Below are 23,541 nucleotides of genomic sequence, written 5' to 3'. Positions count from 1 at the left end.
CTCACAGCGGCGCGATAATCGTCTTTACGAACGGGCTGAGCACATTGTCGATCGCGGCCAGCGCCTTGATCTGGCTGAGACTCGCCCAATAGAACATCGTCATGTCGGACTGGATCACCGCCTCGTCGTCGATGAAGACGATGATGTTCTCGTTCGACTTGCGCCAAAATCTCCCGCCCTCTTCATTGTGCTCGGCGCGGTAGATGGTTCGAACGCCGGATTTGGCCGTCAGCACTTCCAGCATCGGCGACAGCTTTCCGCCATGAGCGCGGCGGATGTTCGACCATGTGCTTTGCACCGAGGGCGAGAGCTGGAGCACGCCGATATTGCCCGGCTCGGCTTTGGCGTATAGCAGGAACTGAACGCCGTTGTCGGGCGTCTCGCGGGCGATAAGACCGAGAACACCGCCTTCCACCTGGGTGTAGATCGGCTGATCCCACGAGGCGACTTCGCGCAGCGCGCCGCTTTCGACGCGGACGCCCTCGACGGCAAAAAACTGTCCGGTCTGGTGCCGCACATTGCCCCGGGCATCGCGCGACCAACCACTGATCTCGTCGAGCCCGATCAACTCGGCCTTGAACCGGATTGCCTGGCAGCGCTCTTCGCGCCACGCCAGGATCGGCGCCGGGTCCTTTGACTCGATCGCAGCCGAGGCGGCGAGCCGGCCGCGAAACCAGTCGAGATGCGCACGCTCGGCCATCAGATCACATCCTTAAGCACATCGATCACGGTATCGACTTCCTCATCCCTGAGGTGTGGATACATCGGCAGCGAGAAAATCCGCTGCGCATTGCGCTCGGCGACCGGGAACTGGCCCTCGCGATAGCCGAGATCGGCGCTGCCGCGCATGGTGTGGATCGGCCAACGGTAGGATACGTTGCAGTTTATGTCGTGCTCGGCCAGCCGCTCAAGCACGCCGTCGCGGTCGGTCGGGTGCTCCACGACGTAGAGATAGTAGGCATGGCGGCTGTGGGCATTCTCGCGCGACAGCACGAGGCCGCTGCCCGCAAGCCCGCGATTGTAGCGCGCGGCGATCTCCCGCCGCCGCGCGATCCAGCCCTCGATGCGCGGCAGCTTCAGCGACAGGATCGCCGCCTGCACCTCGTCGAGGCGAGAATTATAGCCGTGGCGCTCGGAATAATACTGGGTCTCCATGCCGTAGAAGCGAAGGCTGCGCGCCAGTTTGATCGCCGCCTCATCATTGCTCAGCACCATGCCGCCGTCGCCATAGGCGCCCAGCACCTTGGTCGGGTAGAACGAGAACGCGGAGGCATGCCCGACGCTGCCGGCCTGACGGTTCTTGTAGAGCGCGCCTTGCGACTGCGCGCAGTCCTCCATCACCTTCAGCCCGTGCCGTTCGGCAATCGTCATGAGCGGATCGAGATCGACGCACTGGCCGTACAGGTGCACCGGGACAATCGCTTTCGTGCGTGGCGTGACCGCAGCTTCCACTTGCGCGACATCCATCAGGAAATCGTCATCGCTGATATCGACGAAGACCGGCGTGGCGCCGAGCGTGCGGATCGCCGACACTGTCGGCACCGCCGTATTGGGCACAGTGATGACCTCGTCGCCGGCCTTGACCCCAAGCGAGGCCAGCGCGATGTAGATCGCATCGGTTCCGCTGTTCACGCCGACGCCACCGGCAACGCCGAGATAGTCGGCCATCTCGCGCTCGAACTTGAGGCCTTCCTGTCCGAGCACCAGCCGCCCGGAACGGAATACCCTGTCGACCGCGGCGAGGATCTCGTCGCGCAGCTCGTCATATTCCCGCAGATAGTCCCATACGTTGACTGGCATTGTCTCTCACACAGATCGATGCGCCGGATTGCTGGAGGCGAGCGCCGCCACGATCATCTCCCGACACCGGGCATCGCCCAGGAGATCGCGGTGAAAGCCCTCGTGGTCGCCACCGTCGATCGCCGACGTCACCGCCTCCAGGAAGTTTGCAAACGTATCTGATGGATCGAACGTCACGACATCATCGACATTGCGGACGCGCCGGCGCCATTCGACAGCGTGATCTGCGGGCGGCGTGAAAACGCGCTCTATTAACACGGAGCCCGATCGCCCCACAACGAGCAGGCGGTTCTGATACTCGCCCTCGAAACTGAAATGTCCGGAAAATATGCTGCCATTGCCGAGACGGGCGAGTACCGAAAAGCCCATATCGACGCCGGTTTCGGGGTGCCGGCCGCCGGCCAGCGCCATTACGTCGGACACGCCGTCGCCGCCAAGAATGCGCATCGTGGCGGCGGCGTAAGGCCCGAGGTCAAGCAGGCAGCCGCCGCCGAGTTCGGCATGGTTGCGGAAATTGCCGAGTGGCAGCGGCGGAAAGATGAATTGCGCGGCCGACTGGATCAATGGACCGGTCTCGGCGATAAATTCCGCAAGCGCGGCAAACTGCGGGTGATAATTGAACACTGTCGCTTCCGCGACGAGGCGACCAGCGCGCCGCGCCGCTTCGACGGCGCGCTCGCTTGGCGCCAACGTCATCATCGCCGGCTTGTCGACCACGACGTGCTTGCCGGCGGCCAGCGCCGCCATCACCCAGTGCTCATGCATTGCGTTGGGCAGCGAAAGATAGACGAGATCGCAGTCGCTGCCGCGCAGCGCGGCCTCATAGTCGTCGAAAAACCGCCCCTGCTTCGGCCAACTCTGGGGCTTGGGGTGGCTCTTGCTGGCGATCGAAATCGTCTCGATGCCGCCAGCCTTCGCCGCGGCCGGCAGCACCCGCCGCTCGACGATCGAGGAGTAGCCAAGGATCAGCAGTCGCATGCGCAAGATCTCTCGAAGCGATGAGCCGGGCTAGCGAACAGCAACGGCGCGGCCGGTGACGATATCAGCGGCACGGTAGGCCATCATCCGTGCCTTGCGCAGCGCGTTCAACAGGCGGTCGACGAAATTGCCGGCCACGGGCTTACGGATCGTTTCGAGCTCCTGTCCCTGCAAGTAGGGCGCCGACGACCGTTCGGCCTCGACGAGCGCGGCAACGTAAGGCTTGTACAGTTTTTCCTTGATCAGGCCGGAAAATGGCGCGTGATAGAAGCGGTGGCTGTTGAAATAATAGCCGCCGTCGCGCTTGACCCCGTAGAAGTGAAAGAACAGCAGCGGATAGCGCCGCTCGATCTCGACCCTGCCGTCGTGCCATTCGAGCCGGCAATCAGCGATGTTCCACGGCGCGAGATTGGCGCCGAGATGCGATATCACGTGAACGCCCGGCATTTGCGGCATCCGGTCGAGGTAGCGCTGGTCGGCGAAACGATCGCCCTCGACCCGGTCGTAACACCACTCGATGCAGCGTTCGCGCCACCAGCGCAACACGGCGATGCCCTCGTCGCATTTGCGCGCGCTCACCCAGCCGACATTGTAGAGCCCGAACCTGCGCTGGTCTTCCAGCCTGCGCGAAAAACGGTGCGGAATGATGCCGAACGCCGCGTCCTTCATTTCCTCATAAATCGGATCGGGCGATGCGAAGAAGAACAGATCGCTGTCGAGATAGGTGACCCACTCGGCATCCCCCCTGCTTTGCAGCACGAAGAGAATCCAGGCCGGAGAACACGTGAAGTAATATTCGATCTGGCTGCGGGATGACCGCGTGGCGGCGACATCGGGATTGGCGGCTTCGAAATCCGAAAGGCGCACCGCCACCAGGTGCGGAAGATCGAGCTGCAATAGCGCCTGATGGCAGGCCTCGCTCAGGCAAAGCACCCAAAGCTCGGTACCCGGCGCATGCCGCTGCAACGAGTGATAGAGCGCCAGCCCGCGCGGCAGATAATTGTGATCGAAATAAGTGCAGCAAACGCGGCTGGCCATGATCCCCGTCGCAGGTTGTCTTCGAATTACGTTGCCAACCGCCGCGGCAGCGCCATTCCTAACCCACCCGCATGGTTGGTGCAACGCAGCCGCCCCTTTTGCCTAAACCATTGAAATATTCCCGCTATGAAGGCAAGGAAGGCTCTTTGTAGGGCAGTTGGCCCATGCTAACGAGGCGGCCGTCTCCCCGCCAACTGCGAAGAGCTCGGCGCATGAACCGCAAGGGAATCATTCTGGCAGGAGGCCGCGGCACGCGGCTCTATCCGCTGACGCTCGCAACCTCGAAGCAGCTGTTGCCGGTCTATGACAAGCCGCTGATCTATTATTCGCTGACCACGTTGATGATGGCGGGCCTGCGCGAGATCCTGATCATCACGACGCCTGATGAGATCGATCAGTTCAAGCGCCTGCTCGGCGACGGTCGGCAATGGGGCATCGCGCTTTCCTTTGCCGTCCAGGATCACCCGGGCGGCATCGCGGAAGCTTTCGTGATCGGGCGGGATTTTCTGGCCGGCGGATCCAGCGCGCTGATCCTCGGCGACAACATCTTCTACGGCGACAATCTGCGGGCGCTGCTACGCACTTCCGCGCAGCAAGGCCGCGGCGCAACCGTGTTCGCCTGCTGGGTCGACGATCCCGAGCGCTACGGCGTCATCGAGTTCGATCCCTCTCACCGGCCGCTGCGGATCACCGAGAAGCCGAGGGCGCCGAAATCCAACTATGCCGTGACGGGGCTTTACTTCTACGACGAACGCGTCGTCGACGTCGTGCGCGAGATCAAGCCGTCGCCGCGCGGCGAACTCGAGATCACCGATGTCAACCAGTGGTATCTGGAACGTGGCGAGCTTCACGCCGAACGCTTCGGCCGCGGCTACGCCTGGCTCGACGCCGGCACGCATGAATCGCTGCTCGAGGCGTCGCAGTTCATCCACATCGTGGAAAAGCGCCAGGGGCTGAAGATCGCCTGCCCCGAGGAGATCGCATTCAGCCAGGGCTTTATCGACGCCGAGCAGTTGCGGCGCCTTGCCGAGCCGATGAAGAACACCGGCTACGGGCAGTATCTGATCCGTCAGGCGGCGATCTTGCGCTAACGGGGGATCGCCGCGGTCATTCTCGCACGCACGCTATTCAACGCGAGGGGGCTTGCTGCGGCCAACACCACCGCAAGCCATAGCGCGCATTCAGCGAAGAAGCGGATGGCGCCGGCGAAGGGCAGCGCCTGCCGGATTGCCATTCCCAGTGCCCAGCCGGCCAGCGTCACCGCAATCATCACCCCTGCCAGAAAACCGGCATGTCTCAGCGGGCGCTGCAATGTTTGCTGCAGGATGATGCGCCCCAGGAAACCGAACTGGATCAGGAGATCGCTGGCGACGACGGCAATGGCCGCGCCGACCAGGCCGATTGAAGGGATCAGGATCGCGGACAGGGCGAGGAAGACAACGAGCTGCAGCCCTTTGGTTTGCAACAACAGCTCGCCCCGATTGCTGTAATAGGCATAGCCCAGCGCCAAAATCGAAGGCGCCGCCGCCGCGGCGCCGATCAGCAGCGTCATCGTCAGCAGCGGATCGTACGGAACGGCGCCATGCGTCCACAGCGCAAAAAAGTCCGGCCAGAACGGCAGCAGGCCGGAGACGACCAGGCTGGCCAGCAGCGTCACCAGCACCGAGCCGCGGGCATAGAGATTGCGCAGCCGGTCCACGGCCTCGACGGCGTGGTCATGGCCAAGTTCGGCCGCCAGCGGAAGCGTCGCCTGCTGACAAAGCCCGCGCAACAATCCGGCGACGACCCGGGTCAGGCCCCACTGCGCGACGGCGACGCGATCGGACACCAGCGCGCTCACCAGCAGCACCGGCAGATTGAGCAGCACCAGCTCGGTTGCGGTCGCGAGGCCGAAGGGAACCCCCTTGCGCAACTGACCGATCACCCAACGCAGGGAATGTGCTTTTCCGGCGCCGCCGCGCAGGAACGGAAACAAGCGCCGCGAATCGACGGTGAGAAGATAAAGCGCCAGCAGCATTTGCGCCGCGACATAGACGGTAACGACAGCGAGCAGACTCCCCGTCACGATAACCGCGACCAGTTGCGCCGCCTGCCCGGCCAACGTGCCCCAGTTCTGCAGCCAGACCGCACGGCCATAAAGCCCCCGTGCGCGATAGAGGGCAGCCGCAAGGCCCGACGGCAACGTCAGCAGAATGCCGGCCGCCATGACCACGAAGGCCACGTCGAAATTCGGTATTCCCTGAAAACGCAAGACGACGGATGGCGACAGCAGCCAGCATACCCCCACCACGAGAACAGCAAGGAGAATGCCGAGGCAGAGATAGACCCGCAGCAGCGCCGCATAGAACCGCGCCGTGCGGCCGTCGGCATCCACGCCGGATTTGAAGCCGAGGAAGCGGTTGATCGCACGAAACTGCAGCCCGCCATCGGCGATCAGAACGAGATTGCCGACCGCGTAGATGACGAGCCAGGCGGCCAGCACCTCGCCGGTCCAGTAGTGTAGAAACACCGGAACCAGCGCAATCTGCTGGACGAAGCCCAGCAACAACTGCGCAGAATTCGCCGACCATCCTGCCAGAAGCCGTCCGCCGCGGCCGACCGCCGAACCGCTCACCGGCACTTCCTACAAACTCCTGAGTTTGTACACATTGCGCGAGGAGCTCAAAAAGTCGCGTGCCGCGCACGATTTTTCAGCTCGCGCTCACAACAGCGGTCAGCGATGCGGAGCTCCAGCGAAGCCCCACGTCGACCCCGGCAGCAAGACGATCATGCCCGGACAAGATTGTCGGCTGGGGCGGGAAATTTACCCCGGCAGTCGATCAGAAGCGGAGCCTGTGTGCGGATCAGCTCGTAATCGAATTTGTCGTGGTCGGTTGCCAGCAACACACAGTCGAATTTTGCGACGCTCTCAGAAGACAGCGCAACGCTCGACAGATCAAAATGATGGGCGCGCATCTTTGGGAATACCGGAACGTGCGGATCACTGTAGGCAACCTTTGCGCCAAGGTCGCGAAGCTTCTCCATCAAAAACACCGAAGGCGACTCGCGAACGTCGTCGACATTCTTCTTGTAGGCGATCCCAAGAACCAGAATGCTGCTGCCATTGATAGATTTGCTTTTTCCATTGAGCGCGGAAGCAACCTTCGAGATCACGTAATCCGGCATCGAGGAATTGATCTCGCCGGCCAGCTCGATGAAACGCGTATGCATTCCATACTCGCGCGCTTTCCAGGTGAGATAGAACGGGTCGATCGGAATGCAGTGCCCGCCAATTCCCGGACCAGGGTAGTAGGGAACGAAGCCGAAAGGCTTGGTCGCGGCTGCACGAATCACCTCGTGAATATCGATACCCATCTTGTCGGCGACCATCTTCATCTCGTTGACGAGGCCGATATTGACCGAGCGATGGATGTTTTCCAGGAGCTTCGTCAATTCGGCCGCCTGGGTCGAACTGACCGGAACGACCTTGTCGATGACCTGCCGGTAGAGCGCAAGGCCGGTTTCGAGACAGGCCGGCGTACTTCCCCCGCACACCTTCGGGATCGAGCGAGTTGAGAAGTTCTGATTGCCGGGATCCTCGCGCTCGGGCGAAAACACCAGGAAGATATCGCGCCCCACTTGCAGGCCGCGCGTCTCGATGCGCGGCTTGAGCTCTTCCTCCGTCGTGCCCGGATAAGTTGTGCTTTCCAGCGACACAATCATGTCGGCGTGCAAATACGGCAGCAGGGATTCAACCGTGTTGAGAACAAAGCTCAAATCGGGTTCCCGATATTTGTTGAGCGGAGTCGGAACACAAAGGATGAGCGCATCGACCGCCCTGGCGCGAGAGAAGTCGGTCGTGGGCTCGAAGCCGAGCTCCGTCGCACGCCTGATGCTCGCACCCGATATATGCTCGATGTAGGAATTTCCGGCCTTGAGCGCCTCGACCTTGGCTTCATCGATATCGAAGCCAATGACTTTGTAGCCGACCTCGCAATACCGAAGCATGAGGGGCAAGCCGACATAGCCCAGACCGACAATTCCAACTTTGGCGGTCTTGCGGTTAAGTTTCTCGATAACCTCTAAGTTCATGTGGACGTCTCTTGGTTTACGAATCCCATATCCGCTTCCGCAGACATCGCCTAGTTCTCTTCTGTGGACGGATCATCAGTACCCCAGGAGACGGTTGCATACATTCGGCAACTATCGGCTACAACAACAAAGACAACTGATGGAGGCAAGAATTCGCCAGAAAGGCCGGCGTCGCCCGTTCGCGTTCGGGCTACGCTGCAGAGTTTGAGGCCAACAACTTTGCGATATCGAACGCCGCCCGCCCCTTGCCATACTCTTCAATCTCGCGTTGAGTGAGCCGTTCGGGTCCCTTCCAGAGACGATTCCAGCCATGCGTGACCGTCTCAGTCCATTCGGTCTCGTCTCGCAGAGTGGTGCATGGCACGCGATGGAAGTAAGCCTCCTTCTGAACCCCACCGGAGTCGGTGTAAACCTCGACAGCATGGTGCAGCAGCTTTGCCATGTCGAGATAGCCGACCGGATCGATGACCTGCAGACGATCCAGATTCACCCCCATTCGGGATGCCGCCTGCCGGGTACGCGGATGCAACGGCAGGACCACCGAATGGCTTTTCGCCCGCTCCTGTAAGAATTGCACAACTGCCCGGAGTTGTCCGGGGTCGTCGGTATTCTCGGCGCGATGAACCGTCGCAATGACATACGCCTTCGGTCGTAACTTCAGATCGGAGAGCACTGTCGACCCCTGCTCTGCCTTGCTTGTTGCAAATAACGTCGCGTCGTACATGACGTCACCAACGTGGTGCACGCCCTTGCTAACCCCCTCGGCGGCCAGATTCGCAACCGCTGTCGATGTAGGACTAAAGTGCAGCGTGGAAAGATGATCTGTAACAACGCGGTTGATTTCCTCTGGCATACGCCTATTGAACGAACGAAGACCTGCTTCGACGTGGGCGACCGGGATATGCAATTTGGATGCTGCCAATGATCCGGCTAGCGTGGAATTTGTGTCGCCATAGACCATGACCCAATCCGGCCTCTCGGCAACCAGGATTGGCTCGATCGCCATCAGCATCCGGCCGGTCATGTCGCCGTGACCACCTCCGTTTACGGCCAGATGATGCTTGGGCTTTCGAATATCCAGTTCTTCGAAAAAGATATCGGACATATTCGAATCGAAGTGCTGACCGGTGTGGATCATCACTTCCGACAGCCCGTCAGTCTCGCGAATGGCACGGCTTACGGCCGCGGCTTTGATGAACTGCGGGCGGGCACCAACGATGGTCAGGATCTTTCGCGGCATCACGAGTATTTGCCAACTTCGGGCACATGCGCGATGTGATTTCGTATGCAGCTCAAGATTAGCTCGCGGTTCTTGCGCGTCCAGTCCACCGTCCTGCTGAGCCCGTCTTCATGCGCGACGGTAGCGACGAAGCCGAGCTGCTCCCGCGCCTTGGCAGGATCGCCAAAGCGCTGTCCCGATCTGTCCCAATCACGGGCCGGCGTCAGCGCAATCGGCGTCTTGTTGCCGGTAATCGTGTTCACCTGCTTCGCGAGCTCAAGAATGGTGGTCTCGGTGCCGGAGGCGAGATTGTAGATTTCTCCCGGCTCGCCCGACAACGCACATGCCATCAGCCCTCTCGCCATATCCTCCACGTAAATAAAATCGCGGGACGCAACTCCGCCATTCTCGACAGGCAAGGCCTCGCCGTGCAGCGCCTTCCAGATGAAGGTTGGACTTACGTTTCGCCAGACGGTGTGCACCGTTCCGCGCCACTGGCCAGCCCCCAGGATCTCGCCGGGTCCGTAGACGTTTTGAAAGCGGGCTTTTACAAACGGCAGTTTATATCTGGACCAATAGTAATTCCCGTACATCTCGCCGATCAATTTGGAGATTGAATACGGGCTGTCGTGAAACAAGGACACCGGCGCATCCTCTTTCGTCGCGCTGGCGCCGCCGAACGTCTTTTCCGCGACCGCGCAACCGGCCGCAGCATACACTACCTTCTGCAATGCCTTCACATCCTTGAGCTTCTCAAAAAGCTTCAGCGTCGTGAGGGTATTATTCTCGTGATCGGCGAGCGGATTGGCGATCGACGATTGATTCCCGTGATAACAGGCAAGATGGAAGACGTAGTCGAGGTCTTGTGGCAACGCAGCAAGCACCGCATCATCAGTAATGGATCGCGGAATGAAGTTGACACGCGGATCATCCGGAACATTCGAGGAGTCCGCCGACAGAAGATTGTCCACGATCACGATCCGTCTCGGCGCCTGTTCCAGCAGGATTCGAACGAGATTGGAGCCGACGAATCCGGCTCCGCCGACAACGAGTATGGTCGTTCCGTCGAAAGACTTCATGATCAGCTCTTTGGTTCGGCTAGATGGCTGTAAACATCGCTCACGCCATGCGCGTCATACCACGCGAGAAGCCGCCGGATCGTCTCCTCAAACGGCACTTTCGCCTGCCAGCCAAGCAAAGCATGCGTTCGGCTCGGGTCCGGAACGACCGACGGCACATCGTCGTCGCCTACGGCCACTACTTTGACGTCGGGATCGGCGGCCATACCCAGATGTGATCGTACCAAATCGTATATTTCCTTGATCGAATGCCCTGCCCCGCTGGACACGTTAAAAACACCATCCGGCGCATCGGCAGTCATTGCGATATCGACTGCGGCAAGGAAGTCTGACATGTCCAGAAAATCGCGTTGCGCGTCACTGCAAAAGCATGCCTGGCCCGCCTTGAGGCGCTTGTAGAAGGTCGGGATCGGACCTATCGCCAGACGAGGGCCAGTCACGTTAGCAAGCCGCAGCGAGACGAAGGGCAGGCCGCTCATCGCCAAATATTGTTCGCCAGCGACTTTGGAAATTCCGTAGCTAGTGAACGGTCGCAGTGGGTGCTCGACCGGAATAGGCGTGCTCTCTGGCCGGCCATAGCACAAGACAGTCTGGAAGTTCAGGATGCGGATAACGGCCGCGCGGCGTGCTGCTTCGACGACGTTTGCAGTTCCCTCGACATTCGTCGAAATGTCTTCCCACCAGTTGGCGGGGTCCTTGTAGGAAGCGGCTGAGTGGACAACGTGAGTTGGCTTGAACTCGGCAAATGTCCGCAGTACCAGATCGCGATCGGCGATTGAGCCTTCGACAAGCGTCAGACGGGGAAGAGCCGGCACAACCTCGCGCTTACCAGTCGCAAAGTTGTCCATGACGAGAATCTCGTGGCCTTGCGGCAACCAGTGCTCAAGAAGATTCGAGCCGAGGCAACCCGCGCCACCAGTAATGAGAATGCGCATCGACCTGCCTTGATCAACTGGTGCGGATTTCCGCCCGCGCTTCCTTCAGATGTGTATAGCCTCCGACAACGCCGTCCCTCTGCCATCGCTCCACCGACATACGCGCAATGTCATCAAGCGAGGTGAACTCTATCGCGCTGAAATCCTTGAACGTGCGCTCAGGGTCAAGAAGAATGGAAGGCGCATCATCGGGGCCGAGCGGCTTGATTTCAGGTTCAGGATAATCATTGAGCTTCATGGCGCGCACCACGGCGTCATAAAGCTCCTTGATCGCGACATCCTTGCCTGAGGAGAAATGGTAGGTGCCGTGGCCAACGCCATCGGCCGCCTTGACGACAACACGGGCGAGGTCGGCTGCATAGCAGAAGTCCCGACGCGCGGGCGTGACGAAACACTTCTGTCCTCTGGCCAACCGGCCGTAGAAGATCGGCAGCGGACCGGACACATTTCGCGGCCCGATCACATTGGCCAGCCGGAAAGTCACCCAATCGACGCCGGAAAACTGTACGTAGTTTTCGCCGGCTGTCTTCGAGATGGCATAGCTCGAATTGACAGGGTTGATCGGATGATCAAGGGGGATCGGAGATTGCAGCGGCTTCGTGCCATAGCAGAGAGCCGTCTGAAAGTAGACGAGGCGAGATACGCCGAAGGCCTTGCAGGCCTTCGCAATGTTGGCCGTTCCGACGGCGTTCACCAGAGCGTCGGTGCCCCAATCCTCCGGATCCTTGTAGGACGCCGCGGTATGAATGACGATCTCAGGCCGAAAATCCGAGAACAGTCGATTTATCACCTCGCCGTTGGCGATCGTGTCTTCGACCAACGTCAGTTTTTCATGTTCGGTCAGATTGTCGACGCGACCGGTCGCATAGTTGTCAATCGCAACGACCTTGTCCCCGCGAGACAAGAGCATGTCAATGACTGTCGACCCGACCTGGCCGGCTCCGCCGGTAACGAAAACCTTCATGCACACCATCCAGTTTGAAAGTGCCTCTTGCGCCGCGACCCTCGCACGCTATGCTTGGACCATCGCACGAAATTCCGTCGCTCGATCATGGAATCTTTGGTGCCAGAGTTCCAGACTGAGGAGTCCCCAGGTTTTTCTGGAGAACCGGGACTGCTCGCCGAAGTGGGAGAGTACAACATCGCTGTTGAAGTACGGCCGATGCTTTAACCGCTGTGTGCCGAATATGTCCAGAACAAAGGACTTTAGATTCCCATCGAACCACTCCTTCAGGGGCACCGGGAAACCCATTTTGTCCCTGCGCTCAACTAAAGCTTTCGGCAGAGTACCTTGATACGCGGTCTTCATCAGATGCTTCATCTGCCCGCCCATGAACTTCACGTCGGCGGGAACCGAGGCCAAAAATTCGACGAGAGGATGATCGAGGAGCGGTACGCGGCTTTCTAGCCCATGCGCCATGCTCATGCGATCTTCGACATGAAGCAAGGCCGGCAACAGGCACTTGAAGTCGAAGTGCGTCATCTTGTCGAAATAGGCCTCTTTCCTGACGTTATCCTGGTTGTTGAAGATCGCCCGGAACGACTCGAAGACCCCGTTCTTGTTCAGCGCGCTCCAATCGACCTCGCCCACCATGTCGGTGGAGCGATCGACCAGGCGAAAATATCTCCGGTCGAGGTCCTCGAAAAGACCTTCCCGCCAGAACTCCTTGATCAAGGGCTTGTATTCGCGGAGCAGACCGAGGTTCGGCACAATCGACTCGATCGTTACGACGTAGTGGCCGTTTCGATAGGTGCCGTCGACGGCCGCCTTGATGCACTGTTCGAAGTAGGCGACCAGGTAGCGGGCGTAGCCGCCCAGGAGCTCGTCGCCCCCCTGTCCGCCGAGAACGACCTTGAGACGCTTTGCCGCGAGCGCGGACACCATGTACTGGGGGAACGAGCCCGGCCCGGCGACCGGGAAATCCAGATGATAGATCACGTCCCCGATATGCTTGCGGAAATCGTCGGCAGCAATGTCCACCATGTGAAGGGACATGTCCGCCAGCTCTGCGACCGTCTTGGCGTAATGGCTTTCGTCATAGCCGGGATATTCGAGGAAGCGGCCATGAAACGCGTCGCGGCTGCGGTGGTCGAGCTTGGCGGCCAAAAGCGCAACCAGGCTCGAGTCGAGACCGCCCGATACGTAGCCTCCCACCGGCACGTCCGACCGCATGTGCACGAGCATCGAGTCCGACAGGAGCTCGGTAAAGCGGCGCTCGAAGTAGCTCGGGCTGTGATCGAAATCGACGTCGTATTGAACGTCCCAGTACCGCTTCGTTGAAAATGATCCGTTCCCCACGCGGAGAACGTGCCCCGGCAGCAGGGTCGATATTCCCTTGAATAGTGTCTTCTCGCCGATCGTGTATTGAAAGGTCAGGTATTCGCTCAGCGCGTCGGCATCGGTATCGACGTTGTCCAGAAACGGCAGCAACGCTTTCGCCTCGGAGGAAAAGTAGAGAACCCCCTTCTGAACCGTGTAATGAAATGGCTTGATGCCGAACCGGTCGCGGGCGGCAAACAACTTCTTGTTTCGCTCGTCCCAGATGGCAAACGCGAACATCCCGCGCAGATGATCGACACAGTCCTCGCCCCAGCGATCATAGGCGGCAAGAATGACCTCGGTGTCGGAGCTGGACCTGAACGTCCAACGGTCGGAGAGTTGCTGCCTCAGTTCGATGAAGTTGTATATTTCTCCATTATACGAAATGACCGTACGATTGGGGGCATGCATCGGCTGAGCGCCGGCGGGCGTCAAATCGATGATCGCAAGGCGGCGATGGACCAGGCCAACGCGCTGGCCATTATCGCTCCATGAGCCGAATCCGTCCGGCCCACGATGGGCGATCAGCTTTCCCATCGCATCGAGCGATGCCTTGCCACGGGTGACGGGCAGCCCCGCCAACGAAACAAAACCTGCAATACCGCACATGAAGTTTTCCGAAATCTAGATTGGCCAAGGCCCGTTGAGGCGCGATTTATCCGCGAATTCTGTGCCCCAGCGTCAGCACTAACCTGCCCAGTACGACTGCAAGGGTGTGGAGGAAATTCGGTACAAATCCGATCTCTTTCATATCATCGACGTGATTCTGGTAAACGCGAAGCACGCTCCGAGTAAACGCTTCACGCAGATCGGCTTCTTTCGCCGCCTCTCCCAACCCAGCACCGACAATCGCGAGACCTTTCCTATCACCAATGCTCCTGATCTGCGCCAGCAAGTCAGACACGAAGTGACGATAGTGAAATTTCGGATTGCCGATCAGGGCCCGATAGCAGGCGTTGATCCGCGCCTCGTTGGCGCCGTCATCCTGCATCTGCCGGAAGACCTCATCCGCGTTGGAGCAGTCGGGTTCGACCGGTATGTAATGTTCGCCAGGATTAAGCGCACCGGCGTATCTTCCAGGAATCAGGATCTGACATGATCCCGCTATCGCCGCTTCCAGCAAACGGGGTCCGATCGCCGAGTAAGCGCGCTTCATATCCTGGCCGGAAAAGCAGGCCCTTTCCAATTCCTCGAAGCTGGCCGACGGGTTCCGCCGCAGCCGGCTCTCAACGCACTCTCGCAATTTGCCTTTCGGGTCAATCAGTGAACTCCCACTCTCGCATCCGAGGGTGAACTTGCAATTTCCCAGAAATTGCAGCCAAGCGTCGCCGACAAGAACGTCCCCAGGATGGGTTGAAATGTCGAGCTTCAAGTCGCGTCCGCTCATCATCGAGCGAAAATGATCGCCGAGCTCGGACTTCATCCGCCCGAATCGTCCAAAATAGGCGGGCAGCGTCTTGGCCCGGTAGCCTACGTCTATCTTTCGTTCTCTAAAAGGGACCGAAAACCGCTGCATCATCGCGACATCAGCGTCATCAATATAGCCGGTCAGTCCCTCGACGATTGCCGCATGCTTTCCTGCGCGAGGATAAAACTCATCGCTGTGCTCGTGACACACTGAATAGATGAGGTCGACCTTCCAGTCCGCCAACCAGTTGTCGAGAAGCTCGGTGTGGTCATACTCGTCTTGTGGCAGTGCGATCTTCACCGCATCTGACTTGGCTATAAAGGCGTACTCATCCAGAATGCGGTCGAGCCTCAGCGATTTCGGCTTCGCCCATCTCCAGGTGAGGAAGGTCGTATCGAGAATAATCGCATCGAAGCATTGGTTGCGCAGCCGTGATGTGACCGGCTGGCGCACGCTATGCAAGGTATATTCGTTCTGTGGCGCGTACTTGATCAGGCAGAACGCGTGATTGACCGAGGTGCGCCGCGCTGACGCAATATCGTCGATCTCGTGGAGGATCAAAACCCGCATCAATAGCAAAACATCAGAGGCAGGCCCACATAGCCAAGCTCAACTATGCTGATCTCCACCCACTTGCGGTTGAGTTTCTCTATCAGTTCGGAGTTCATCTTGCGCTCATGCATTCTGGGACATCCCTTGTCGGATGTCCTTCGTCTTCTCTAGCGGCGGGCGATGAGGGTGGGCGTCTCACCTAAACCCATAGACCACCGGCTTGTAGCCTGCAACCTCAGCGACTCGGAGATCTGCGGCCTCTAACGGGCTAACAAGTGATGACGCCTCCAATTTGCGTCGGATGCCAAGATTACCTTTGGCATCTCCATGATTAATTCGTTTTCCAGAGTGTACGCGTACTCATTATAAACGGTCGGGGTAGATAGCCGGACTTCAAGAAAATTCAGCATGTTCGCCCGCAACCGATCACGATAGCTTGACTACTATGAGCTGAGGCTCTGAGTAGCCACTACGCTATCCCTGGGGGGATGGGCGTGGCACAAGAGCTCTCCGTGCCAAGCGCATTAGCAACGGACCAACTCGATAACGAACGCTCGTCGGGATCAGATGCCAAGCTTTCCGCAATGGCCGTAGGCACGCGGACAGCGCTCCGCCTCTAACCGGTCGGGCTTGCTGTGTTACGATCGGATGCAAGGTTTCCTGTCCTACGCTTTGATGAAGGAGCTCGCTAAACCGCGTTTGCTTTTCAACAAAATAAGAAAGAGGTTGAGGATCGTCCGTCGGGACTTCCGACAAGGCAATAGTCTTTGGGTCCGCTGGATTGTGGGTGGACACCCAAGGCTGTTGGATCGATCGCCAGTGCTGAATTGCACGATTGCTGGCGATTTGTGGATAGAACTCTTCTATCGCGGTCCGAATTGCCGATGTTAGCGTTCGGTAGCTGTAAATGCCTGATGCAATCAGATGTTCGTGAGCGCGATTAGCAAACCCTTTTAGGTATTCCAGATTATCGAGTTTCGTGAGCACTTCTTGGGCGTTAGAGAAATCCTTTTCCAATGGAATGTAGTGAAGGTCCGGCTTGATCGCGTCCGAGTAGCGGCCACGAAAAAGAATCATAGGCGTTTTCATGGAGGCGCACTCGAACACGCGCGGAGAAATCTGACCAACATTAAAAGGCTTCTCAAAGGGTTCAAGAAAGTCGGCAAAATCGGAGTATTCGGCAGCTCGCCCGTGTCGAGTCGCGAACTCATCGCAACGCTTCTCGATTTCTTGGTCAAAATCAAATGCGTTACAGCCGCTCTCGCTGCCGAGCATCGCACGGCAGTCGCCTATGAAGGTAAACCAATCTTCTCCATAGATGCGGCTTGCATCATCAGTTCTGATGTCATGGGGTTGGCCCAGCCTATCGCAGAGCTCGGCCATGCGCCTTCCTATCTCATACTTCTCATGCCCGAGCTTGCCATATTTGGCCCCCAGCTGACGACCACGGTAGCCGACGGGAACGGATCTCTCCTCAAGCGGCCTTATCCGTCGCTCAACGTGACGAGCTGGAGCGTATCCTGTCAGCAGTTGCCGTAGAACCACTCCGGGGACTTGGATCGCAGGATAAGCAAGGGGCCAAAACTCGCTCTGGATGCTGGTGAAGACAACGTGGAATCCGTACTGCCGGATATTCCGATGAAGGGCTGCGGTCCGGTCGTAATCGTCTTGGACTATAGCAATCTTCAGTCCGCGGAACGATAGAACGGCTTGACGGTAGTCTGGGCTCAGAAACCAATCATAGCAGAGCCTAGCGCAATAGCTGTTAATGAGAACATCGAACTGATTGATGTCAAAATTCAAGCGTGCGTCGTTGGTGCAATGCACGAACTTCACATCGCAGTCTGGAAGTTCCTTCAACGCTCGAAGATATTCAAACGTGGTCGGCACATGCGTAGACGAGGCTGAGTAGGCAACGAGAACGCGTTTCATTTTTTTCATCAGAACGACGGCCAACTTTTTGTTTGGAGATCAGACTGAATTTACCGCGACAACAGCGCTTCGAGTCCAGCGCGAATGCGACGACGAGCCGGCACAGGCAATGTGTGCCATACAGCACGCGCGAAACGATAGGAAGATTGCGCAACGGCTGGGGCAACACTAACTTGTTTAGACTCGACGTTCCCGGAATGATGAACGAAGGATGGATATTGCTGAATCGCAAAGTCTCGCATGGTACGCCCATTTGATATCCAGGCGAAATCAAGGTCAGGTCGCGTGCGCAGAATGTCAATCTGGCCTACGCAAGCTCGCAGCTCCTCATAGAAGGGGCGGCTTACGGTCTCCCAGTTGAATTCGTCGAGAAAGTATTGACGCGCGCGAGTTGAACAATCGAACAACCTGCCCTCGTCAAGCAAGCTGTTCACGGCATCGGCGAGTGACGGGCTGCCCGCAAAATCAAAAATCGCTCCGAGATCATTGGCCCGCACAAGTGAGGAGACGTACTTGATCGGGGTCGAGATGATTGGCAAACCAGCCGCCAGATATTGAGAGAATTTGTTTGGGCACGCAAATCTGTTATTAATATCGGCAGGATCATATGGGATGATACCTACGTCCGCCTCAGCAGCCGCCGATACAAGCTGGCTTTCGACAACCGCATCATGAAAGAAAATGCGCTTGTCGAGCAGACCTGTCTGGCGCGCCAACGCCTTAAGATCATCCGCGTAATGCCAGTGTGGCCCTCTTAGCCACAAGATTGCTCGTTTGTCGGTTCCTGGCCAAGCGGCAATCAGGCTCTCCAAATTGCGGCCGCGTGCGAACGCTCCCTGATAGAGGAAAGTGACTGTCTGTCGGCGCTTCCTTTTCTCCCGACGCTGGATCAGCAGTTCATCCTTGCACGCGTCTTCCACGAGCGCGCAGTTCGGAACGCATTGAAAGAAGACGCCATAATCTTTTGCCATCTCTTCCGCGAGTGGCGTCGAAACAGTCGATCGAATATCGGCAAGAGGCGCTAAGGCGCGATCAATGTGCCCCCAAAACTCTCGCTCCCAGTGTCGTGATGCTTGATGTGAATGGGGCCAATATTCATGAGCGTCGTACGCAAGCACCGCACTATATTCCGTTGCGAGAGTCTGAGCTGCAGGCATAGTATCGAGATCACAAGCAATCACGACGTCAAACACACCGATTTGGCGCGCCGCTTGTAGCAATGCTGAGTTTGTGTTTACAAAATGGAGGCAGAGGAACCTGAATCGGTCAATGGTTTCCGGGTTCACGTCGATAGCTCCGATCCGCTTCGCGAGCACGTCATTCGGTAGCATCACGAAACCAAGGATCATCAAGATCTGCTGCTGCCCAATGGTCAATCCTCGATTGATGTCAAACGGTGTCGGCATCATTGCATAGTCATGCCGCTTGCGTTCGACCCGCACGCGAATGCGTCCATCAACGAGGTGTTCGAGACTCGGACTTGGTCCAATTTGCGTAAATCTGTACGTACCTAGCTCGACGACGTCGAAGCCATTCGTTCGAAGTCCTCTCGACATCCACTCAATACGTGGATCTTGATCGGGATCATGACTCATGAGCAGCAGCGCGCGGGGCCTTGTACTCAGCGGCGTGGGGGCCGACGCTGGCGCTCTGCGCTGCGCGAGCAACCGCTCAGCCACATCATCAACTTGAGAAACGAACCGCTCGTATGTAAAGCGGTTGTTTTTGATGATCTCTTCAAAGGCCGCCTCAGTCAGCCGATTCGCTTGTTGCTCGTCTCTAACGAAGTCAAGGAGCTCATCGAGATTGGACAGATCCCGCTTGAGCGGTAGGTAATGGCGATACGGCTCAAAAATTCCAGAGTATCGTCCTTCATATAGAACTTGGACGGATCGCGTTGCAGCAGCTTCTAGATGTCGTGGCGAGATGGTGGCGTAGCTAACATTCCCCTCAAAGCGATTGAGGAACTCATGATGCGCCTTGTAGTAATACTCCTCGCCAGACTTATCGAGGTTGCGATTTCGGGTTGCATATTCCTGACACCAATGCGCGACAGATCCGTCGAAGTCAAAAAGGTTCGATCCAGATTCAGTCCCGAGTACGATCCTAGATGAACCAAGAAAATCGAACCAAGCGGATCCGTGTATCCGATCTTCCGGTCGACTCGAAATGTCGAAGTTAAGACCAGCGTTCGCCATCGCCTTCTCAACCGCATAGCCAATCTGGCGCTTTTCGAATCCCAGTCGTCCGACGAAAAGCGGCTGGATGGACCCCCGATAGCTAATGTCGATGGGGCGTTGTCGCAGAGGGCGCGCTGGTATGTCGCGAAAATGCTGGGGTACATAGCCAGTCAACGCGTGCACGATCTCGAGATCACCGACAATGTCTCGTGGATAGACTTTTCGGACCTCCTCTGGTGACAAACACGTCACCAACACGTCGAACTTCTTGGCAGCGATGAATTCAGCCCATCGGGCCGAGCAGATGTGCTCGTCCTGCTTCACAAGAATCTTGACACCAGTATAGGCGTCGAAGGTCATTTTGATGCGCGTGTCAAGAGCGAACAGGTTCTCTGGGGAATAAGCGATGGTTGGGTGAACGATAATACCGTCAAAGTCATCAAGATCGACGGAGGGCGGGATTGAGATCGGCGAACCCGAAAGAGGCCACAGGTTCAGTACAGCAATATTCAGACGGCTCGCCCTCTGCCACGCAGTGACATAGTCGTAGACCGTCGAAATGCCGTGCGGCTCATAAAATGCAATCATTAGGAGGGTAGGAACGTCCCGGCGGAAATCGAAAGATCCGAGTGTAGGCCTCAACTATCTCTCCATTTTACTGGGCCACGAGGTAGATTTTATTTGCTGAACTAGCACTTTGTCCGGAGTAGAGGTCAGCTCCAGGCGGGCTTGCCGTACCCAGGGGCGCTCAAGTTTCTACGCCCGGAACTCGGCGGCCGGTTCACGACCCGGCCCACCATATACAAGCTTCAGGCATACGTTGCCGGGGTCAGATACCCATGTGATCTGGCCTTACGGAAGGAACAACGATTGCGCACGCCTCACCTGAGAGTTGCATACACCAGCCGCCGTTCCTCGACAACCCGCGAAGAGTTACAACTTGAACAAGATACCCTAAGCGCCTGCCGAAGATAAAGGGCTTGGCCTATTTGATCCGGATCGCGGCCAGCTGTAGACATCGCCGAGCATACACATACAGCTTTCGCGTGAACTGGCGTCGCCGCTCCTTGCGCAAGAGCGCGTCGAGTTCCCCTTCCGAGTAAGGTAACCTCTTCCTTGCCATCTCTGGCCGGAAGGCTTGGTTGATGGCGCGGTCGACCTGGCACACCATGGCGGTAAAGCTGTTATCAGGATTGAGCGCGACCTCGCGAAATGCTGTGTCAATGATGGCTTGCGCCCGCGCTTCATCGCGCAGAACCTCCACCACCTCCGCCATGTTGGAGTGGTCCTTCTTGAGCGGGACATAGTGTCGCCAGGCTTGGAGCCGACCAGAATAGGATCCTTCATAAAGAATCATTAGGGTTCGCAGCGCCGCAGCTTCGAAACAGCGCGGCGAGATCACGGAGAGGACGATGCGGCCGTCTTCATCATTGAAATACAGTTCGCGAAGCGTTTCGAAACTCACATTCGGATGCGCCGCCAAATGGCTTTCGACTTTCCGCTGGATCTCTCCCGTGAAGTCGCAGACGCTTGAGCCGCTTTCGGTCCCGAGCACCGCTTTGCAGTCCGACAGAAATTTGACCCAATCCCCGCCATAGATCCGGTCCTCCTCGCGCGTCGATAGATCGCAGCGCAGTCCGTATCGGCCAGCGCTTTCTTGAAACCGCTCGGCAATCAACCACTTTTCCTGGGCAAAGCTGCCAAGCCACGCCGGCAGTTTTCGTGCTCTATAGCCGACATCGAGAACGCGCTCCTTGAAAGGACGCACTTTGAGCTTGGTCAACTCGTAAGGAACGTAGCCGGCTAGGACCGTTTCACGAATCACGCCTGGCAATTTTTCCGGCGAGTACACTTGATCAATGATGTCGGAAGGCACTAACCCAAACAGAACGTGGATACCCAGATCCCGCAGCGCGTCGACCGTCTGATCAATCCAACGATAGTCATCCTGGACGAACGCGATCTTCAGACCCGGAAACGCACGAATAGCAGCACGAGCCTTCGGCCCGACATACGAGTCCATGCAGACAACAAGCGAGTAATGAATGATAATTCCGTCGAATCGACCCAGTTCAAGGCGACTCACCCCCTCCCCTTTTGAATTGAAGACGGTGATCGAATGTTGCGAGAATTCCCTTAAGGCGAGGATGTGATCGGTAATCGTTGAGGCGGTCCTTTTCGGAAAATCACACAGCAACAGCAGCCGCAAGCGTGAAACGGCAGAACTATTGGACGCCCGTGCGGGCGGCACGTCCAAACTCCGCATTGCGCTGCTCGGTCCTGCTCTCGATAGCGCGCCACGCTCGTCAGGGATAGGAATCAGTCTCACTAGCTTTTGTCCCAATGCCCAGAATCTCTCACAGCGTTGGTCGAGATAAAACTATAGATCGTACCTTGGCCGATTTTTATTGAGATGCATCCCGTTGCCTGCCTAAAGTACGCCGCAACACGGTGCGGGATAACAAGTGTCCACGCCGCTATCAGTCACGCACTTCCGAATGCGCAACCATCCTAATCTACGGATGAACTCGGCAACGCAGCGATCTCAAAGTTCCACTCGCAGGAATGGAAAAATTCGGCGCCTGCTGCGGCTAGGCTGTTTGGGAGCTCGACCGTGATCTCAAAGCTGCGGTTGAGAAGATCGTAACGTGGGGCAGCGTTGGCGCCCTCGATCGTTGTTGCCCCATGGATCGATATGCTGATCACGTAAACGCCCGGACCGAGCTGATTCGGGTTAAGCACAAGATTGACACGACGTCCGGCGCCAACCTGCGCTTCAAAGCAATCGGGCGGACTGAAGAACCGGCACATCGGACGCCCGTGAAGGTCATAGATCGCGACCCCGTAGGTGTATGCGACGTGGCCCTCGGTCTCAGACTCGAGAAAGACGGTCAATTGGGCTGGCTGAAGCGAAATAAGCCGGTCCGTCAAGCCAGTCGGACCGCTGATACCGAAACCGACAATCTTGGTACCTTTGACTCCCTTCCAGCGCGAAACTCCATCGCGTGTCGTATTGTGGAAAGTGCGCCCATCTTCATCGGGAATTGTTGGGATGTTCACGTCCTTTTCGTGCGGCAAAAATCTTGGGATCTGAATTCTTCTTACCCGAGAAGAACCAGACTCGACTTGCAACTCTTCGCGCTTATCGGATGCCACGCTCACGCCGGTCGCCAGCGGCGCCGCGTCAGCCACGGATTTCTTCGGCTGCGATACCGGCGCGGTCTGCAAGCCCGCACGCCTGCGTGTTGCCAACGGATCACCGCTGCCGGGCATCGCGCCATAGAGCCCTTCTTCATAGGCTTTGACGACATTGAAAGCTTCGCCGGCAAGATTGATGCGCCCGCCGTCGAGCCAGATGGCCTCGTCGCAAAGCTCCAGCACCTGCTGCATGGAATGAGAGACAAGTAGCAACGTACAGCCGTTTTCTACGATCCTATCGACGCGATGCTTGGACTTTGCGAGGAAATAGGCATCGCCTGCGCCTAGCACTTCATCAATGATCAGAATGTCGGGGCGGATCGCGGTTGCCGTCGCGAACATCAGTCGCGATTGCATTCCACTGGAATACGTCTTGAAAGGCTGGTCCAAGAATGGCCCGAGCTCGCAGAACTCGACCACGTCTTCAAAGGCTTCATCCACCTCGTGACTGGACAGACCATTGTAATGCAGCGACGCCTCAATGTTTTCCCGGCCAGTATAGTCGGGGTGAAAGCCCTGGCCCATTGTCATGAGCGCTTGGACTGAGCCATTCACCTCCACGTGTCCTGATGAGGGCCGGAAGTTACCGGAGATAAGCTTCAGCAGCGTTGTCTTGCCTGCTCCATTTCGTCCGATGAGGCCCATACGTCGCCCGCGGTCAAGCTGGAACGAAACGTCATCGAGCGCTAGAAAATCCTGCGGCGCTTTCTTCTCGGAGACAAAACGAGAAAGACCAAAGGCGTCAAGCAGCTTCTCGCGCGTCCCACCGCCAAGACGATAGCGCTTGGTGACGGCCTCAAAGACAATAGCTGGTCGTTCGTTCACACCCAT

At 57.8% G+C, this 23,541-nt stretch carries 17 protein-coding genes; 1 reads left to right on the top strand and 16 read right to left on the bottom strand.

Annotated elements, in window-relative coordinates:
* Nucleotide 1 precedes the first annotated feature (1 nt).
* From RX331_RS10950 to RX331_RS10935, 4 genes are read right to left on the bottom strand one after another with little or no spacing between them, the layout of a single operon-like run.
* Nucleotides 2-700 (bottom strand): NDP-hexose 2,3-dehydratase family protein, encoded by a 699-nt coding sequence (locus RX331_RS10950; protein WP_317256573.1) that lies wholly within the window; start codon nt 698-700, stop codon nt 2-4.
* The gene (locus RX331_RS10945) at nt 700-1,800 is read right to left on the bottom strand and encodes a DegT/DnrJ/EryC1/StrS family aminotransferase (RefSeq protein ID WP_317256572.1); all 1,101 of its coding nucleotides are present in this window, start codon (nt 1,798-1,800) and stop codon (nt 700-702) included. Before RX331_RS10945 ends, RX331_RS10950 begins: the two co-directional genes overlap by 1 nt.
* A 6-nt stretch (nt 1,801-1,806) precedes the next feature.
* Entirely contained in the window at nt 1,807-2,778 is a 972-nt protein-coding gene (locus tag RX331_RS10940; protein ID WP_317256571.1) for a Gfo/Idh/MocA family oxidoreductase, read from the bottom strand.
* Between the two features lie 30 nt (nt 2,779-2,808).
* Entirely contained in the window at nt 2,809-3,816 is a 1,008-nt protein-coding gene (locus tag RX331_RS10935) for a hypothetical protein (RefSeq protein WP_317256570.1), read from the bottom strand.
* Nucleotides 3,817-4,028: 212 nt separating this feature from the next.
* On the opposite strand from RX331_RS10935, the gene rfbA reads away from it, so the two are divergent.
* Nucleotides 4,029-4,907 (top strand): glucose-1-phosphate thymidylyltransferase RfbA, encoded by an 879-nt coding sequence (gene rfbA, locus RX331_RS10930; RefSeq protein ID WP_317256569.1) that lies wholly within the window; start codon nt 4,029-4,031, stop codon nt 4,905-4,907.
* On the opposite strand, the gene RX331_RS10925 is transcribed toward rfbA, so the two are convergent.
* The 12 genes from RX331_RS10925 to RX331_RS10870 form a co-directional block, all read right to left on the bottom strand.
* On the bottom strand, nt 4,904-6,430 hold the full coding sequence (locus tag RX331_RS10925) for a hypothetical protein (RefSeq protein ID WP_317256568.1): 1,527 nt from the start codon (nt 6,428-6,430) through the stop codon (nt 4,904-4,906). The genes rfbA and RX331_RS10925 overlap by 4 nt on opposite strands.
* 152 nt (nt 6,431-6,582) lie before the next feature.
* Entirely contained in the window at nt 6,583-7,887 is a 1,305-nt protein-coding gene (locus RX331_RS10920; RefSeq protein WP_317256567.1) for a nucleotide sugar dehydrogenase, read from the bottom strand.
* 190 nt (nt 7,888-8,077) lie between these two features.
* The gene (wecB, locus tag RX331_RS10915; protein WP_317256566.1) at nt 8,078-9,127 is read right to left on the bottom strand and encodes a non-hydrolyzing UDP-N-acetylglucosamine 2-epimerase; all 1,050 of its coding nucleotides are present in this window, start codon (nt 9,125-9,127) and stop codon (nt 8,078-8,080) included.
* Entirely contained in the window at nt 9,127-10,185 is a 1,059-nt protein-coding gene (locus RX331_RS10910) for an NAD-dependent epimerase/dehydratase family protein (RefSeq protein WP_317256565.1), read from the bottom strand. The genes wecB and RX331_RS10910 overlap by 1 nt, the downstream gene beginning before the upstream one ends.
* Nucleotides 10,186-10,187: 2 nt before the next feature.
* Nucleotides 10,188-11,120, bottom strand: a complete 933-nt coding sequence (locus tag RX331_RS10905; protein WP_317256564.1) for an NAD-dependent epimerase/dehydratase family protein — start codon at nt 11,118-11,120, stop codon at nt 10,188-10,190.
* A gap of 13 nt (nt 11,121-11,133) precedes the next feature.
* Nucleotides 11,134-12,084: an NAD-dependent epimerase/dehydratase family protein gene (locus tag RX331_RS10900; protein WP_317256563.1), complete on the bottom strand. Its 951-nt coding sequence runs from the start codon at nt 12,082-12,084 to the stop codon at nt 11,134-11,136.
* A 48-nt stretch (nt 12,085-12,132) separates the two neighbouring features.
* Nucleotides 12,133-14,049, bottom strand: coding sequence for an asparagine synthase (glutamine-hydrolyzing) (asnB, locus tag RX331_RS10895; protein WP_317256562.1), 1,917 nt, complete (start codon nt 14,047-14,049; stop codon nt 12,133-12,135).
* A gap of 46 nt (nt 14,050-14,095) precedes the next feature.
* Nucleotides 14,096-15,418 carry a hypothetical protein gene (locus tag RX331_RS10890; RefSeq protein WP_317256561.1) on the bottom strand — a complete coding sequence of 441 codons (1,323 nt, stop codon included), beginning with the start codon at nt 15,416-15,418 and terminating at the stop codon, nt 14,096-14,098.
* A gap of 456 nt (nt 15,419-15,874) precedes the next feature.
* The gene (locus RX331_RS10885; RefSeq protein WP_317256560.1) at nt 15,875-17,332 is read right to left on the bottom strand and encodes a hypothetical protein; all 1,458 of its coding nucleotides are present in this window, start codon (nt 17,330-17,332) and stop codon (nt 15,875-15,877) included.
* Nucleotides 17,333-17,382: 50 nt separating this feature from the next.
* Nucleotides 17,383-20,100: a glycosyltransferase family 4 protein gene (locus RX331_RS10880; RefSeq protein ID WP_317256559.1), complete on the bottom strand. Its 2,718-nt coding sequence runs from the start codon at nt 20,098-20,100 to the stop codon at nt 17,383-17,385.
* A gap of 397 nt (nt 20,101-20,497) precedes the next feature.
* Entirely contained in the window at nt 20,498-21,778 is a 1,281-nt protein-coding gene (locus RX331_RS10875) for a hypothetical protein (RefSeq protein WP_317256558.1), read from the bottom strand.
* A 245-nt stretch (nt 21,779-22,023) separates the two neighbouring features.
* Nucleotides 22,024-23,541, bottom strand: a complete 1,518-nt coding sequence (locus tag RX331_RS10870) for a polysaccharide ABC transporter ATP-binding protein (protein WP_317256557.1) — start codon at nt 23,539-23,541, stop codon at nt 22,024-22,026.

Origin of the sequence: Bradyrhizobium sp. BWA-3-5 (assembly GCF_032917985.1) — a bacterium.
In the GTDB taxonomy this organism is placed as follows: domain Bacteria; phylum Pseudomonadota; class Alphaproteobacteria; order Rhizobiales; family Xanthobacteraceae; genus Bradyrhizobium.
This window is presented reverse-complemented; position numbering and strand designations above follow the sequence as displayed.